The organism is Arthrobacter sp. 01L42, assembly GCF_056400005.1.
In genome coordinates this window covers 118,828-133,025 of sequence record NZ_JBFTSL010000007.1, presented here as the reverse complement: position 1 = coordinate 133,025, position 14,198 = coordinate 118,828, and the positions used below count along the sequence as shown (strand labels likewise).

14 protein-coding genes are annotated in these 14,198 nt (G+C 69.1%); 10 read left to right on the top strand and 4 right to left on the bottom strand.

Going from position 1 to position 14,198, the window contains the following annotated elements; translation table 11 throughout:
- The first annotated feature begins 29 nt into the window (after positions 1-29).
- The 5 genes from AC1DN2_RS08045 (at position 30) to dhaM (ending at position 3,538) form a co-directional block, all read left to right on the top strand.
- Positions 30-563: an amino-acid N-acetyltransferase gene (locus AC1DN2_RS08045; RefSeq protein ID WP_230009315.1), complete on the top strand. Its 534-nt coding sequence runs from the start codon at positions 30-32 to the stop codon at positions 561-563.
- Positions 564-794: 231 nt separating this feature from the next.
- A complete protein-coding gene (locus tag AC1DN2_RS08040) occupies positions 795-1,076 on the top strand; it encodes a hypothetical protein (protein WP_476849902.1) in 282 nt (93 codons plus the stop codon).
- Positions 1,077-1,233: 157 nt separating this feature from the next.
- The gene (dhaK, locus tag AC1DN2_RS08035) at positions 1,234-2,235 is read left to right on the top strand and encodes a dihydroxyacetone kinase subunit DhaK (protein ID WP_476849901.1); all 1,002 of its coding nucleotides are present in this window, start codon (positions 1,234-1,236) and stop codon (positions 2,233-2,235) included.
- 2 nt (positions 2,236-2,237) lie between these two features.
- Positions 2,238-2,870 carry a dihydroxyacetone kinase subunit DhaL gene (dhaL, locus tag AC1DN2_RS08030; RefSeq protein WP_223914688.1) on the top strand — a complete coding sequence of 211 codons (633 nt, stop codon included), beginning with the start codon at positions 2,238-2,240 and terminating at the stop codon, positions 2,868-2,870.
- A complete protein-coding gene (gene dhaM / locus AC1DN2_RS08025) occupies positions 2,867-3,538 on the top strand; it encodes a dihydroxyacetone kinase phosphoryl donor subunit DhaM (protein ID WP_476849900.1) in 672 nt (223 codons plus the stop codon). Before dhaL ends, dhaM begins: the two co-directional genes overlap by 4 nt.
- Positions 3,539-3,541: 3 nt before the next feature.
- On the opposite strand, the gene AC1DN2_RS08020 is transcribed toward dhaM, so the two are convergent.
- Complete coding sequence (locus tag AC1DN2_RS08020) at positions 3,542-4,039, bottom strand: hypothetical protein (RefSeq protein WP_476849899.1); 498 nt, start codon at positions 4,037-4,039, stop codon at positions 3,542-3,544.
- A 16-nt stretch (positions 4,040-4,055) separates the two neighbouring features.
- Positions 4,056-4,892 (bottom strand): HhH-GPD family protein, encoded by an 837-nt coding sequence (locus tag AC1DN2_RS08015; protein ID WP_476849898.1) that lies wholly within the window; start codon positions 4,890-4,892, stop codon positions 4,056-4,058.
- Between the two features lie 275 nt (positions 4,893-5,167).
- Between AC1DN2_RS08015 and AC1DN2_RS08010 the strand changes: the two genes are divergently transcribed.
- A complete protein-coding gene (locus tag AC1DN2_RS08010; RefSeq protein ID WP_476849897.1) occupies positions 5,168-5,884 on the top strand; it encodes a hypothetical protein in 717 nt (238 codons plus the stop codon).
- A 54-nt stretch (positions 5,885-5,938) separates the two neighbouring features.
- On the opposite strand, the gene disA is transcribed toward AC1DN2_RS08010, so the two are convergent.
- Positions 5,939-7,015, bottom strand: coding sequence for a DNA integrity scanning diadenylate cyclase DisA (gene disA / locus AC1DN2_RS08005; protein ID WP_476849896.1), 1,077 nt, complete (start codon positions 7,013-7,015; stop codon positions 5,939-5,941).
- Positions 7,016-7,391: 376 nt separating this feature from the next.
- Here disA and AC1DN2_RS08000 point away from each other — a divergent pair, with 376 nt between their 5' ends.
- Positions 7,392-9,005: a peptide chain release factor 3 gene (locus tag AC1DN2_RS08000; RefSeq protein WP_028276909.1), complete on the top strand. Its 1,614-nt coding sequence runs from the start codon at positions 7,392-7,394 to the stop codon at positions 9,003-9,005.
- A 172-nt stretch (positions 9,006-9,177) separates the two neighbouring features.
- Positions 9,178-10,536 (top strand): protein kinase domain-containing protein, encoded by a 1,359-nt coding sequence (locus AC1DN2_RS07995; protein ID WP_476849895.1) that lies wholly within the window; start codon positions 9,178-9,180, stop codon positions 10,534-10,536.
- Positions 10,537-10,562: 26 nt separating this feature from the next.
- On the opposite strand, the gene AC1DN2_RS07990 is transcribed toward AC1DN2_RS07995, so the two are convergent.
- Positions 10,563-11,771, bottom strand: coding sequence for a PucR family transcriptional regulator (locus tag AC1DN2_RS07990; protein ID WP_476849894.1), 1,209 nt, complete (start codon positions 11,769-11,771; stop codon positions 10,563-10,565).
- 97 nt (positions 11,772-11,868) lie between these two features.
- Between AC1DN2_RS07990 and AC1DN2_RS07985 the strand changes: the two genes are divergently transcribed.
- Together AC1DN2_RS07985 and AC1DN2_RS07980 are read left to right on the top strand one after the other, a co-directional pair.
- Positions 11,869-12,948 carry a ferredoxin reductase gene (locus AC1DN2_RS07985; RefSeq protein ID WP_028276907.1) on the top strand — a complete coding sequence of 360 codons (1,080 nt, stop codon included), beginning with the start codon at positions 11,869-11,871 and terminating at the stop codon, positions 12,946-12,948.
- 13 nt (positions 12,949-12,961) lie between these two features.
- Positions 12,962-14,173, top strand: a complete 1,212-nt coding sequence (locus tag AC1DN2_RS07980) for a fatty acid desaturase family protein (RefSeq protein WP_243178328.1) — start codon at positions 12,962-12,964, stop codon at positions 14,171-14,173.
- Positions 14,174-14,198: the final 25 nt, after the last annotated feature.

Genomic DNA, 14,198 nt, shown 5'->3' with positions numbered 1-14,198 from the left:
CGCGCCCGGGGCACCCGTAAGATTGGGCTGTGACTGAGACCGTGACTGAGACCGCCACTGAGACGATCCGCATCCGCCCCGCCCGCACCGACGACGTTGGCGCCATCAAGACCCTCGTGGCGCCGCTGGCTGACCAGCGGATCCTCATGGCCAAGGAAACCGTGGCCTATTACGAAAGCCTGCAGGAGTTCCGGATCGCAGAATCCGAAGACGGCGAGGTGATCGGCTGCGGGGCGCTGCACGTCATGTGGGAGGACCTCGCCGAGGTCCGCACGCTCGCGGCCTCGGACGTCTGGCGCGGCAAGGGCGTGGGCCACGCGCTGGTGGAGCGCCTGCTGGAGGATGCCCGCGCGCTGGGAGTCTCCCGGGTCTTCTGCCTGACGTTCGAAGTGGAGTTCTTCAAGAAGCACGGCTTTGAAGTCATGGCTGACCAGACCGCCGTCGACCCCGTGGTGTATTCCGAGCTCCTGCGCTCGCACGACGAAGGCGTGGCCGAGTTCCTGGACCTGGCGCGGGTTAAACCGAACACGCTGGGCAACACCAGGATGATCAAGGAGCTGTAGCCCCGCCGGGTTGCGGCTGCTCCGCGGCCGGCGAGGGCGGTGCCGGCAGCCGAAGCGGCGCCCCGGTCGGCGAAGGGGGCGTCCCGGCCGGCGAAGACGGCGCCGGCGTCGGCGGCCGCCAGGAACTCGACGTCCACGTAGGGCTTCCCTTCAATAAATTTGATGGATAAACTGATGCCGGCCCAGGGGGTGGGCCGCCATACTTCCGGAGGCAAAAAATTGCACAAAGCCGTGATTTTTCCCGATCTCTCCGCAATCCACAGGTCAATCGCCAGTGCTCCGGCAGGGCCGCCGGACCAGCCGCTGGAAGCGCTGCCGCCCGAGCCCGCCAACCACTCCTCGCCCGGCGCCGGCGCCGGCGTGACGGGGCAGACCGCCGGGGCGGTATCTGCCGCGTCAGGACCGCCGGCCGCGTCCCGCGCCCGCAAGGGCCGGCTCGCCGCACCGCCGTTCTCATGGCTGGGCGTCGATGCCTGGCCGCATTCTCCGGCGTGGGCCGACCAACAAGCCTGAAGCGCGTGGGTTCGGAACGCACGGCCACAACCCCGCCGCCCCGGGATTCGCAGCCCGCAAGGGAGCCCGGGCCGGGGGAACGGGGAGCCTACCGCCGGCCGTGCCCCGGTAGTAGGGTCTAAGCAAGCAGCCAGGACACCATCCAGGGAGCACCGCCATGAAGAAACTCATCAATGATCCCAAAGCCGTGGTCGACGAGTCAGTGGAAGGGTTCGGGCTTGCTCACGCCGACCTCGTGACCGTCTTCCCGGACCCGAAATACATCGTGCGCAAGGACGCTCCCGTCGCAGGGAAAGTCGGGCTCGTCTCCGGCGGCGGCAGCGGACACGAGCCGCTGCACGGCGGGTACGTGGGCCTGGGCATGCTCGACGCCGCCGTCCCGGGCGCCGTGTTCACCTCTCCCACTCCGGACCAGATCCTGCCGGCCACGCTGGCCGTAAGCTCCGGCGCCGGCGTCGTGCACATCGTGAAGAACTACACCGGTGACGTCCTGAACTTCGAAACCGCCGCCGAACTCGCGCAGGCCGAAGGCGTCGAGATCCGCACCGTGCTCGTCAACGACGACGTCGCCGTGGAGGATTCGCTGTACACGGCCGGGCGCCGGGGCGTTGGCGGCACCGTCCTGGTCGAGAAGATCGCCGGTGCGGCCGCGGAGCGCGGTGACAACCTGGACGCCGTCGCCGCGATCGGTGACCGCGTCAACCAGAACGTGCGCAGCATGGGCGTGGCGCTGTCCGCCTGCACCGTTCCGCATGCCGGGGTGCCCAGTTTTGAGCTCGAGGAAAACGAGATCGAGATCGGCATCGGCATCCACGGCGAACCGGGACGGCACCGCATCCCGATGGAAAACGCCGACGGCATCACCGACCGGCTCCTGGATCCGGTGGTCAGCGACCTCGGCCTTGCTTCCGGGGACCAGGTGCTCCTGTTCGTCAACGGCATGGGCGGCACCCCGCAAAGCGAGCTGTACATCGTCTACCGCAGGGCCGCGCAGAAACTGGCCGAGCAGGGCGTCACCGTGGCCCGCTCCCTGGTGGGCAACTTCATCACCTCCCTCGAAATGCAGGGCTGCTCCATCACTGTCCTGCGCCTCGATGACGAGATGACAACGCTCTGGGACGCTCCAGTGCACACTCCGGCCCTTCGCTGGGGCGTCTGACCGTGGGCTTGGACGTCGGCTGGGCGGTGCGGTGGCTGACGCTTTCGGCGCAGGCCATGGCGGAACACCGGGTGGAACTGATCGAGCTGGACCGGCCCATCGGGGACTCGGACCACGGCGAGAACATGGACCGCGGCTTCAGGGCCGTGATGGACAAACTTGCCGAGGCGCCGCCGGAAACCCCGGCCGCGGCGCTGAAACTGACGGCCATGACGCTGATGTCCAAGGTTGGCGGGGCGGCCGGCCCGCTTTACGGCACGGCGTTCCTGCGGGCCGCCACGGCCCTGGGTGAGAGCTCCGACGTCGACGCCGCCACCCTCGCCGCCGCGCTGCAGGCCGCCCGCGACGGGATCGTCGCCCGCGGCAAGGCCGAATCCGGCGACAAGACCATGGTGGACGCCTGGACTCCCGCGATCGAGGCGGCCGCCGCAGCGGCTGGCGACGGCGACGGGGACGTCAGAAAGGTGCTGCTTGCCGCGGCGGAAGCCGCCGAAGCCGGCGCCGTGTCCACGGATCCGATGCTCGCCCGCAAGGGCCGGGCCAGCTACCTGGGGGAGCGCAGCATCGGCCACCGCGACCCCGGAGCGGTCTCCAGCGCGCTGATTCTGCGCGCCGCGGCCGGAGCGGCCGAATGACAGTCCGGCTGGTGGTCGTCTCGCACAGCTCCAAGATCGCGGACGGCGCCGTCGAACTCGCCGCGCAGATGGCTCCCGACGTCCTGATCCTCCCCGCCGGCGGCACCGACGACGGCCGCATCGGCACGAGCCTGGACAAGGTCATGGCGGCCCTGGAGCAGGCTGCCGGTGACGGTGTGGTGGTGCTCGCCGACCTCGGCTCCGCGGTGATGACGGCCGAGTCCGCTGCGGAGTTTGCAGCCGATCCAGGCTCGGTGCTGATTGCTGACGCGCCCATCGTCGAAGGACTCGTCGCGGCCGCGGTGGCTGCCCAGGCAGGGGCCGAAGCGGCAGCGGTGAAGGACGCGGCCGAGGCCGTCTACCGGCCCCCCGCCCATCCCGCGGAGGCGGGGCATGTGCACCAGCAGCCGCCGGACGCCACCGGGGACTTTGTGCTCGTCAACCAGACCGGCATGCATGCCCGGCCGGCAGCGAAGATCGCCGGAGGCCTGTCCGCCATGGACGCCGAGGTGACCGTGAACGGCGCCGATGGCGCCTCCATGACCGAGCTCATGATGCTTGCCGCCGGCAAGGGAACCGTCCTGCACGTGGAGGCCAGCGGCCCGGACGCCGCCAAGGCGGTCGACTACCTTGAACGCCTGGTCGGCTCGGGGTTCGGAGAACCGTAAGCGCTAGGGTGCCTGGCGGAGGCCGGCCGCGTCGAGCACCACGCTGGCGGTGATGAAGGTTCCGCACTGCTCACCAAACGGGTGTGCCGCCCGGGGCGTGAACGCCGCGGTCCTGGCCGGCAGCGGGTTCCCGGCGGTGTCCGTGCCCGTGGCCGTCACCTCGATCCGGCTGGCGCTCAGCGTCTCCATCATCAGCATTCCGGTCAGGGTGCCGTCGGGCGAAGAAGTGGCCGAGCAGACGCCGTCGCCGCCGTAGGGGCCCGGCTCGCAGCCTTGGTCCACGGCCGTGCTCCCGGGAACCAGTTCGAGGTCCGCCTCCTTGCAGCGGCCGTCCTGGCACGCGGCCAGATGGATGGTCCGCACTGACGGGGCGTACTCCCGGTCCACCGTGAGCGACACAACGGGCGCCTGGGCGATCGCCGGGCAGGCGGCCTCCGGCCGGCACGCGACAGCCACGACTGCGGTGAGGACCAGCACGGCCGCGGCCGCCAGCTTGCGCATGCTCCAGCGTAGATCCTCAGCCCGGGAGCCGGAAGCCGCCCTGGTGCAGTTCGGCGAGGCCGTCGCCCAGCAGCCCTGCCATCGCCCGTTCCAGCTGCTCGGGGGCCGCGTTGAGCCGGTGCAGGGCCGCGAGCGGAATGCCGATGCCCTGCGGTTCGAAGCCCAGGTCCGCGGGAGCCTGGTGGAACAGGACCGGCGCCACGGGCTCCTCGGCTGCCCGCAGGACGGCCATCACGGCGCCGCGTACCTGCCGGTCCGTGCCGTGCCAGGCCTGTCCCTTGGGCGTGTACGTCGGCGCCGGCTCCCCGGCCGCCAGCCAGGCGCAGGACTCCCGGACAGGGCACTGGCCGCACTTGGGGGTCCGCGCAGTGCAGACCAGGGCGCCGAGTTCCATGACGGCGGCGTTCCAGCGCACCGAGGCGCCGGGGCGTTCCGGAAGCAGCGATGCCGCCAGCCGCATTTCGGCGGCGGTCAGGGCCTGCGCCGGCAGGGCAGAGCCGGTGACCAGCCGCGCGTGGACCCGGCGGATGTTGGTGTCCACCACCGTTTCGCGGCATCCGTAGGCGAACGCGGCGACGGCCGCGGCCGTGTAGCTGCCCACGCCCGGCAGGTCCAGGAGCTCGGTGTAGGTGCCGGGGACGGCCCCGCCGTGGCTGTCCCTGATGGCGACGGCGGCAGCATGAAGGCGCAGGGCGCGCCGGGGATATCCCAGCCGGCCCCAGGACCGGACGGCCTCCCCGGCGGGTTCGCCGGCCAGATCTGCCGGTTCCGGCCAGCGGCGCAGCCACTCCTCCCAGACCGGCAGGACCCGGACCACCGGCGTCTGCTGGAGCATCACTTCGCTGACCAGCACACCCCAGGGCGAGCAGTCCGCGGCCCGCCACGGCAGATCCCTGGCGTTGGACGCGAACCAGTCATTCAGGGCCGCATGGAGCGCTGGGAGATTGTCGGCACGGCCGGGCGCCCCGGCGGGCAGGGGGTCCCGCGGTGCCGCGGCGGATACGGGGGGCGTGGGGGCTAGAGTTTCGATCCATTCAGCGTAATAGATCGGGGTAACGGATCGGGACGGCGTCAGGTCCCGCGGCGTGGTCGGGCGCCATAGCCCGCGCGGTTCTCTAGGCTAGAAGAATGGTCAGGCAAGGCACTTCAGGTACGGGCGGTTCGCGGCCGAAAGGTTCCGCCCCGGGGCAATCCGGGCGCAAATCCGGACGGCCCCCGCTGCGCCGGGTCTACCGCCGCCGCCGGCTGTTTGCAGGGGTGGTCCTGCTGCTCGCCATCGCCGTAGCCTTCGGCGGCTTTGTGGCGGTCTCGAATGCCATGGGCGGAGGCCAGTCCGCCGGCGCCCAGCCGTCCGGGGCAGGAGCGTCGCCGGCGGCCAGCCCGGCTGGCTCCGCGTCGGGGAGCCCGACGGCGTCCGGGGAGGCTTCGGCCTCACCCACGGCCACTTCGGGGGAGGGCTGCGAGCAGAATCTGATCACCGTTACGGCCGCCACCGACAAACAGGCTTACACCGCCGGTGAGAAGCCGCTGCTGAGCCTCACGGTGACCAACAACAACAAGGTCCCGTGCGAGGTCAACATCGGGACGTCGCAGATGGAGTACATGATCACCAGCGGCTCGGACCGGATCTTCTCCTCCAAGGACTGCCAGGCGGAGAGCGCGGACCTGATGAAGACCATTGCTCCGGGCAAGAGCGAGACGGCGAACTTCCCGTGGCAGCGCAACCGCACGGTGCAGGGCTGCGAGCCCGTCGAGGCCACGCCCGGTGCCGGCGGCGCCTACTACGTCTTCACCGCGCGGCTGGCGAACAAGAACAGCCCCAAGGCCGTGTTCCAGCTCAGCTGACCCGCATAACTCCTGTTACCCCCGATTACCCCCCCGGTGGGCTTGTGGAGGGGATTAGAGGAAGCGGTCCAGCAGGCTGGCCTCGGCCATGCGGCTCAGGCCCTCCCTGACGGTCCTGGCACGCTGGTCACCGATCCCGTCGACGGTCATGAGGTCATCGATTGTTGCCGCCATCAGGAACTGCAGGCCGCCGAAGTGGTCGACGAGCCGGTCGGCGACGGCCTTCGGCACGGCCTTGAGCCCGGAGAGCAGGCGGTAGCCGCGCGGCTGCACGACGGCGTCGAGGTTGGCCTCGCCGCCGGCGAAGCCGACGATGCCGGCGATCTTGCCCAGGTCGATCAGCTCGGTCGGGCCCAGGCTGACGAGGGCCTTAACCGCTTTGTCGATGTCATCCGCTGTTGCGGCCGGCCCGGAGTAGTCGCGGATGATGACGTCGCTGCCCGGGCCGCGGCCGACGGTGAGCTCGTCCAGCTGCAGCGAGAGCAGGCGGCCGTCCTCGCCCAGTTCCAGGACGTACTGGGAGATTTCCTCGGAGATCCTGCGCACCATTTCCTGGCGCTGCAGGGTGACCGCGACGTCACGGACCGTCACCATGGCCTCGATTTCCAGGGCCGAGAGCGAGCTGGTGACCTGGTCCAGGCGCGAGCGGTAGCGTTCCAGGGTTGCCAGGGCCTGGTTGGCGCGGGCCAGGACCTTTTCGGAGCCCTCCAGGACGTGGCGCAGCCCGTGCACGTACAGCGCGATGATCTGCATTGACTGGCTGACCGAAATGACCGGGACGCCCGTCTGGATGGCCACGCGTTCCGCGGTCCGGTGCCTGGTGCCCGATTCCTGCGTTTCGATGCTCGAATCCGGGACGAGCTGGACCGCCGCGCGCAGGATGTTGCTGGCATCCTTGTCGCAGACGATGGCGCCGTCCATCTTCGCCAGTTCCCGCAGCCGGGTGGGGGAGAAGTCGATGCCGATCTCGAAGCCGCCCGAACAGATGGACTCGATGGTCCTGTCGATGCCCAGCACGATCAGCGCGCCGGTCCGGCCGCGGAGGATGCGTTCCAGGCCGTCGCGGAGGGCTGTGCCCGGTGCCACCCTGGCCAGGGTCGCCTTGAGCGCATCTTCAGGGCTCCGAGCCATAGATTTCCCTTCAAAGGTGCAGGGACGAGCCTGCAAGTGCGCCGGATTCCAGGGTCTCCCGGCAGGATCAAAGTACTCAGTTCCCCGCTCTCCCCATGATAGGGGTAAAGCAAGGCCACTTCCGCACAGGCAAGCCTTAAAGTGGTCCATTGCGGCGTGCCGCCGCGGGCCTCCTGAAGGGCTGCCCCGGGCGCCGTCCGTGACGGCATTTTGGCGCCGCAAGGCCGCAGCTTCGTGCCCGGGCCTCGCGCAGCTTCATGCGCGGTCCGGACGCAGCTTCGACCGTGGTCCGCGGCCTGCGATAAACTTGGATTCTTGGGTGTACCGCGGGCTCTCCGCGCCGTGACCCGTCCACTGCCGCAGCGAAAGTAGCATCGTGTCTCAAGAAGTCCTCAGCCCCGCCCGAGTCCAGGAGATTCACAAGCAGGCGGCCCGGCGCCGGACTTTCGCGGTCATTTCGCACCCCGACGCCGGCAAATCCACCCTGACGGAGGCCCTGGCGCTGCACGCAAAGGTGATCGGCACGGCCGGCGCCTCCAGCGGAAAGGCCAACCGCAAGGAGACGGTCTCGGACTGGATGCAGATGGAAAAGGACCGCGGCATCTCCATCAGCTCTGCCGCTTTGCAGTTCGCCTACCGGGACACCGTCATCAACCTTCTGGACACCCCGGGCCACGCCGACTTTTCCGAGGACACCTACCGCGTGCTCGCGGCCGTGGACTGTGCCGTCATGCTGGTCGACGCAGCGAAGGGCCTGGAAACCCAGACCATGAAGCTCTTCGAGGTCTGCAAGCAGCGCAACCTGCCCATCATCACTGTCATCAACAAGTGGGACCGGCCCGGCCTGGACGCCCTGGCGCTGATGGACGAGATCACCGAGCGCACCGGCCTGCAGCCGATGCCGCTGACCTGGGCTGTTGGCATCTCCGGCGACTTCCGCGGCGTCTGGGACCTGCGCAACGACCGCTTCGCGCAGTTCAAGCGCAACAACGCCGGCGCCAACATCGCCCTCACCGAATACTTCACCCCCGACGAGGCCGCCGCCAGCCAGGGCGACGATTGGTCCAACGCCGTGGACGAGGCCGGGCTGGTCATCGAATCCAACCTGGCGTTCGACGTCGCGGCCTTCCACGCCGGCAAGGCGACGCCGATCCTGTTCAGCTCGGCCGCGCTGAACTTCGGCGTCAAGGAAATCCTCGACGCCCTCGTCGACTTCGCCCCGCCCGCTGCCCCGCGGCCCGACGTCGACGGCGACCCCCGCCCCGTGGATGCCCCGTTCGCCGGGTTCGTCTTCAAGGTCCAGGCCGGCATGAACAAGGCCCACCGCGACCACGTTGCCTTCATCCGTGTCTGCTCCGGCATGTTCGAGCGCGGCATGGTGGTCACCCAGACCCGGACGGGGAAATCCTTCGCCACCAAGTACGCCCAGCAGGTTTTCGGCCGCGAACGCGAGGTGATCGACGAGGCCTTCCCGGGCGATGTGGTGGGCCTCGTGAACGCCTCCTCCCTCCGGGTGGGGGACAGCCTGTTCCTGGACCAGCCCGTGGAGTTCCCGGCGATCCCGCTGTTCGCCCCGGAGCACTTCCAGGTGGCGCGCTCCAAGGACCCGAGCCGGTTCAAGCAGTTCCGCCGCGGCATCGAACAACTCGAGCACGAGGGTGTCATCCAGGTGCTCCGCTCCGACATCCGCGGTGACCAGGCGCCCGTTCTTGCCGCCGTCGGCCCCATGCAGTTCGAAGTGGTCGAGGACCGCATGGCGCACGACTTCAGCGCCCCGATGCGGCTGGAGCGGCTCCCGTATTCCATGGCCCGGATCTCGACCGCCGACGCCATGCCGGCGCTGGCCAACGTCCCCGGCGCCGAAGTCCTGTTGCGCTCCGACGGGGAATACCTGGCCCTGTTCAACGACGTCTGGGCCCTGCGCCGGATCGAAAAGAACCACCCTGACCTCACCCTGGTGCCGATCGGGACCCACAACCCCGCAAAATAGCCCAAGGCGGCGGACCGAAAGGGTCCCGGGAAGTCTTCCGGAATCCGGTTTCCGCGTTATGATAAGTAAGCTTGCTTATGGTGCGGGTGCCGGGATTTGTCCCGGCTTTGGACTGATCCGCCCGCTTCCAGCGGCGGCCCCATTAGAGGGACCACGTAGACCTTTGACAACCATGGACCCCGGTTTCCTGCTCAGCGGGCGCTACCGGATCGAAGAACTCATTGGCAGGGGCAGCCAATCGAGCGTGTACCGTGCCACGGACGAGGTCCTGGGGCGTGAAGTGGCAGTCAAACTCTTCCGCGACGGGACAGTGGACGAAGAGCGGACCCGCAGGCAGGCCGATGAAGTGCGGATCCTGGCGGGGATGGCCCACCACGCCCTCGTGACACTGTTCGACGCCGGCACGGACCTCAGTGACCCGACCCGCCGGCTCAGTTATCTGGTGATGGAACTCGTCCGCGGCCCCGACCTGCGCCGCCGCTCGGCCGAGGGTCCGCTGTCGGCGGCCCACATGGCGCTGATCGGACACGATCTCGCCGACGGTCTTGCGCACATCCACCACCACGGCATCATCCACCGGGACGTCAAGCCGGCCAACATCCTGCTCGTGGACTACAGCGTCGAGGACCGGCGCGCCCGCGCCAAACTCAGCGACTTCGGCGTGGCCATCACCATCCGCGAAGGCCACCACGGCGACCCCGATGACAGCTCCGGCACCCCGGCCTACCTCAGCCCTGAACAGGCTGCCGGCGAACCGGCAGGCCCCGCCAGCGACGTCTATTCGCTGGGGCTGGTCCTGCTGGAAGGCCTGACAGGGAAAATGGCCTATCCGGGCGCGCCGGTGCAGTCCGCCCTGGCCCGGTTGCTCCACGACCCGGACGTCCCCGAAGACATCGCGCCCATGTGGGCGGCCCTGCTGACCTCCATGCTGGACAGGGATCCGGCCGCCCGCCCGCCGGCCCGGGAAGTGTCCCTGGCCCTGCGCCAGGAAGTCATCAGCGGCACAGGACGCCGCCGCCGGGACCCGGCCGCGCTGTTGACCGACGAAGAAGGGCGCATGCGTGCGGTCGAGCGGTACCGGATCCTGGACACTCCCGCGGACGGCGTCTTTGACCGGATCGCGGCGCTGGCCGCACGCATGTTCTCGGTGCCCGTGGCGATTGTCAGTGTTGTGGACCATGACCGCATCTGGTTCAAGTCCCACCACGGCACGGATGTCACGGAAATCGGCCGGGACCCCGGATTGTGCGCCTCCGCCGTCCTGCAGGGCGATGCCTGGATTGTCTGGGACGCCGTCAACGATCCCCGGACGCTGGCCAACCCCCTCGTGGCAGGCGAGTTCGGCCTGCAGTTCTATGCCGGGGTGCCGCTGCGCACTCCGGACGGCTACAACCTGGGCACCTTCTGCATCCTGGACCGTGAGCCCCGCGAGTTCAGCGATGAGGACACTGCCGCGCTGGAGGACCTGGCGGCGCTCGTGATGCACGACCTGGAGCTGCGGCTCCACAGCCGGCGGGCGCTCGCCGGGTAACCTGCGGTCCGCCCGACGGGCTTGGCCTACCGCCGGCCGGCGTGCAGGGCCAGTTCGAGTTCGAAGCGCGCCGTTGGGTCCTCGAGGGCGTCGCCAAAGAGCTCGCGCAGCTGCGCTGCCCGGTAGCCCACGGTCTGCGGGTGGATCCCGAGCTCGGCGGCCACGGGCGCCCGCTGGCCCCAGTGGCGCAACCAGGAGAGCAGGGTTTCGGCGAGCCGGTCGCGCTGTGCGGGCCGGAGCCCTTCCAGCGGCGCGAGCCGGCGGTTGGCGAGTTCGGTGATCGCCGAGGGTTCTGCACCGAGAATCACCTGCGCCAAGTGCTCGTCGGCCCAGATCGGGGGGTCATCCGGTCCCTCCCGCGGAGGCAGTGCTGCGGCGGCCAGCACGGCCAGCCGCAGCGAATCCGGAACCCTCTCCCAGCCCCCGGCCGGTCCCACGGAAGCGCCGCGCCCCTTCAGGGCACGGTCCAGGTCGTCCCGGGCGGAGCGCGACATCCGCGCCGGCACCAGGGCGACAACATCGGTCTCGCGCTCAATCACAAGGGTGCCCGGGCCCAGGCGCAGCCGCAGCCCGGCCGCGCGGTCCAGCGGCAGCGTCACCACCGCCATGCGCTGGGGCAGGGACCAGTCCGCCATCGCCGCCGTCTGGCGCAGGGCCGCCTCGTCGGCCTGGCCGAGCAGGAGCAGGTCCAGCAGTTCGGTGCGCCGCCGGTCCACTGCTCCGGCCCGTTCGGACTGCTCAAAGGCGTAGGCCTCGGCGCTGACCGCTGACAGCTCATCGATGTACGCGAGGATCGATTCGCCCAGATCCACCACGACGCCCTGGCCCAGATGATGTTCCACTGAGACTTTGGACATCTCCCGGAACGTCACGCGGGCGCCCATCCGGTAGGCGCTCAGGAGCGCGTCCATGCTCCGCCCCTGCCGGAACTCGCCGCTGCCCAGCCCGGCCACCAGCTCCCGGCTTTCCTCGGACAGCGCTGGCAGCCGGGTCCCGGGCAGTTGCAGGAAGCGGTCCAGTGCCGCGGCCACGCCCCTGCGCAGCCCCCTGCCAAAGCGCCCCTCGATCGGCCTGGCGTACGCCGGGACGAGCTGCGGGACGGCTTCGATGATGGCCTCCACAATGCCGGGCATCCGCGGCCGCAGCATGTCGCTGACCTCCCGCGGCAGGGCCAGCCAGGGAGGATCGTAGGCGGGGGTGGGGCCGGCAGGCTCCCGGGCAGGGGATGTGTTCATGAACAGTCCGATGAGTTGTTGCGGCGGGATAGTTTTCTTGAGTCGATCGTATGCCTTGGGTGAAGAAGTATGGCGCAATCTGACATAAGCTTGGTGAATGATCCGGCTCCGTAAGCTGGCGCGCGCCGCATCTCTACTGACCACCCCACTAGCTCCAGAAGACATTCTGTCGCTGTTCAATCCTGTGTTTTCCGCCCGCCAATTGCGCGGCGTAGTCACCAGGGTGGTTCCAGAAACGGCCGATTCCGCCACCATTTTCTTCCGTCCCGGCCGCGGCTGGCAAGCACATCTTGCCGGCCAGTGGGCCCGTATTGGCGTCGAGCTCGACGGTGTCCGCCACTGGCGGTCCTACTCGCTCAGCGCCCCCGCCGGACAGGACCCGGCAATCACCGTGACCGACATGGGCGCCGTCTCCGGGGCCCTCGTGCGCGGCACCAAGCCCGGCGACGTCCTGTTCCTGGCGCCCCCGCAGGGCGATTTCGTCCTGCCCGAGCATCCGCGGCCGCTGCTCATGCTCACGGCCGGCAGCGGGATCACCCCGGTGATGTCGATGATCCGCACGCTCGTTCCGCACCGCCCGGATTCGGACGTCGTCCTGATCCACACAGCCCGCACCGCCGCGGACACCATCTTCCGTGAAGAACTCGCCGAGCTCGCCGACCAGTTCCCCAACCTGCGCGTCACGCACTGGTTCACCGGTGAGAGCGGACGGCTGGACTTCACCTCGGCCGCCGACCTGGACCGGCTCTGCCCGGACTGGCGCCAGCGCGCCGCCTACGCATGCGGTCCGGAAGGGTTCCTCAACGACGCCGAGGCGCTGTGGGAGGCCGAAGCGGAGGACGCCCAGCAGGCCGCGGCCAGCTCGGGCACCCTGACCATCGAACGCTTCAGCACCAGCCTCGCCGGCGGCGCCGGGCACGACGGCGGCCTGGTCACCTTCGAGGCCTCCGACCGTGAAGTCGAGGCCGATGGCGACACCCCGCTGCTCGATGTCGGCGAGGACGCCGGCATCCTCATGCCCAGCGGCTGCCGGATGGGTATCTGCCACAGCTGCCTCATCCCGCTGCGGGCCGGCCACGTCCGTGACCTGCGCACCAACGAAGTGCACGGCGAGCCCGGCCAACTAATCCAGACGTGCGTGTCGGCAGCCGCCGGCCCCGTTAACCTCGACCTCTGAGGAGTATCACCGCATGACGATTGTTTCCAACAAACCGGACCTTTCCGACGCCGACACCCCCGCCACCAGCGGTTCAGCCGACACAGCAAAGGTCGTCACGGTCGCGAAGACGCGGCCCGGCGCCCTCGCCGAGACCGGCAGCCCGTTGCTGCGTCCGCCCGCGGCCGCCCACCTCTCCGACGAGCAGGTGGCGGAGCTGGGGCGCGAACTCGACGCCATCAAGGATGACATCCTCGCCAAGCGCGGGTCCGCCGATGCCGCCTACATCCGCCGCATGATCAAGATCCAGCGAGGCCTCGAGCTCTCCGGCCGTGCCCTGCTCCTTGTCAGCAAGAAGAAGCCCGCCTGGTTCGCCGGCACCGCGCTGCTGAGCTTCGCCAAGATCCTGGAAAACATGGAACTTGGGCACAACATCCTGCACGGGCAGTGGGACTGGATGCGGGACCCGGACATCCACTCCACCACCTGGGAATGGGACTTCGTCACCCCCGCGCGCTCCTGGCAGCACACCCACAACGATCTCCACCACCGCTGGACAAATGTGGTCGGCAAGGACAACGACATCGGATACAACCTGCTGCGGATGGATCCGGACCAGAAATGGACGCCCTTCAACCTGGGCAACCCGCTGTACAACGCGCTGCTGGCACCGGTCTTCGAGTGGGGCATCGCGATCTACGACCTCGAACTGGTGGACTACAAAGAGGGCCGGAAGTCCAAGGAAGCCCTGACCAAGGACCTGAAGGCCCTCGGCCGCAAGGCACTGACGCAGTTCACCAAGGACTACGCCGCCACTCCCGCCGTCGCCATGCTGACCGGTTCCGGCAAGCAGGCCCTCTACGGCACGCTGACCGCCAACGCCGTCCGCAACGTGTGGGCGCACGCAGTGATCTTCTGCGGCCACTTCCCCGAAGGCACCGACACCTTCACCGAGGAAATGGTGGAGGGCGAGACCCGCGGTGACTGGTATGTGCGGCAGATGATCGGCTCGGCCAACATCTCCGGCTCCAAGTTCATGCACCTCATGACCGGCAACCTCTCGCACCAGATTGAGCACCACCTGTTCCCGGACCTGCCCTCGAACCGCTACGCGGAGGTGCAGCCGAAGGTGCAGGAGATCTGCAAGCGCTACGGACTGCCGTACACCACGGGTCCGCTGCTGAAGCAGGTCGGCTCCACGTGGGCGAAGATCTTCAAGCTGGCCCTGCCGCCCAAGAAGGCCTAGCAAATCCAGGCCGGCTCAGCCGGAG

Bases quoted from the DNA above. Each gene is read 5' to 3' on its own strand.
- dhaK (WP_476849901.1), top strand. From the start codon at position 1,234: ATGAAGAAACTCATCAATGATCCCAAAGCCGTGGTCGACGAGTCAGTG.
- dhaM (WP_476849900.1), top strand. From the start codon at position 2,867: ATGACAGTCCGGCTGGTGGTCGTCTCGCACAGCTCCAAGATCGCGGAC.
- AC1DN2_RS08020 (WP_476849899.1), bottom strand. From the start codon at position 4,039: ATGCGCAAGCTGGCGGCCGCGGCCGTGCTGGTCCTCACCGCAGTCGTG.
- AC1DN2_RS08010 (WP_476849897.1), top strand. From the start codon at position 5,168: ATGGTCAGGCAAGGCACTTCAGGTACGGGCGGTTCGCGGCCGAAAGGT.
- disA (WP_476849896.1), bottom strand. From the start codon at position 7,015: ATGGCTCGGAGCCCTGAAGATGCGCTCAAGGCGACCCTGGCCAGGGTG.
- AC1DN2_RS07995 (WP_476849895.1), top strand. From the start codon at position 9,178: ATGGACCCCGGTTTCCTGCTCAGCGGGCGCTACCGGATCGAAGAACTC.
- AC1DN2_RS07990 (WP_476849894.1), bottom strand. From the start codon at position 11,771: ATGAACACATCCCCTGCCCGGGAGCCTGCCGGCCCCACCCCCGCCTAC.
- AC1DN2_RS07985 (WP_028276907.1), top strand. From the start codon at position 11,869: ATGATCCGGCTCCGTAAGCTGGCGCGCGCCGCATCTCTACTGACCACC.
- AC1DN2_RS07980 (WP_243178328.1), top strand. From the start codon at position 12,962: ATGACGATTGTTTCCAACAAACCGGACCTTTCCGACGCCGACACCCCC.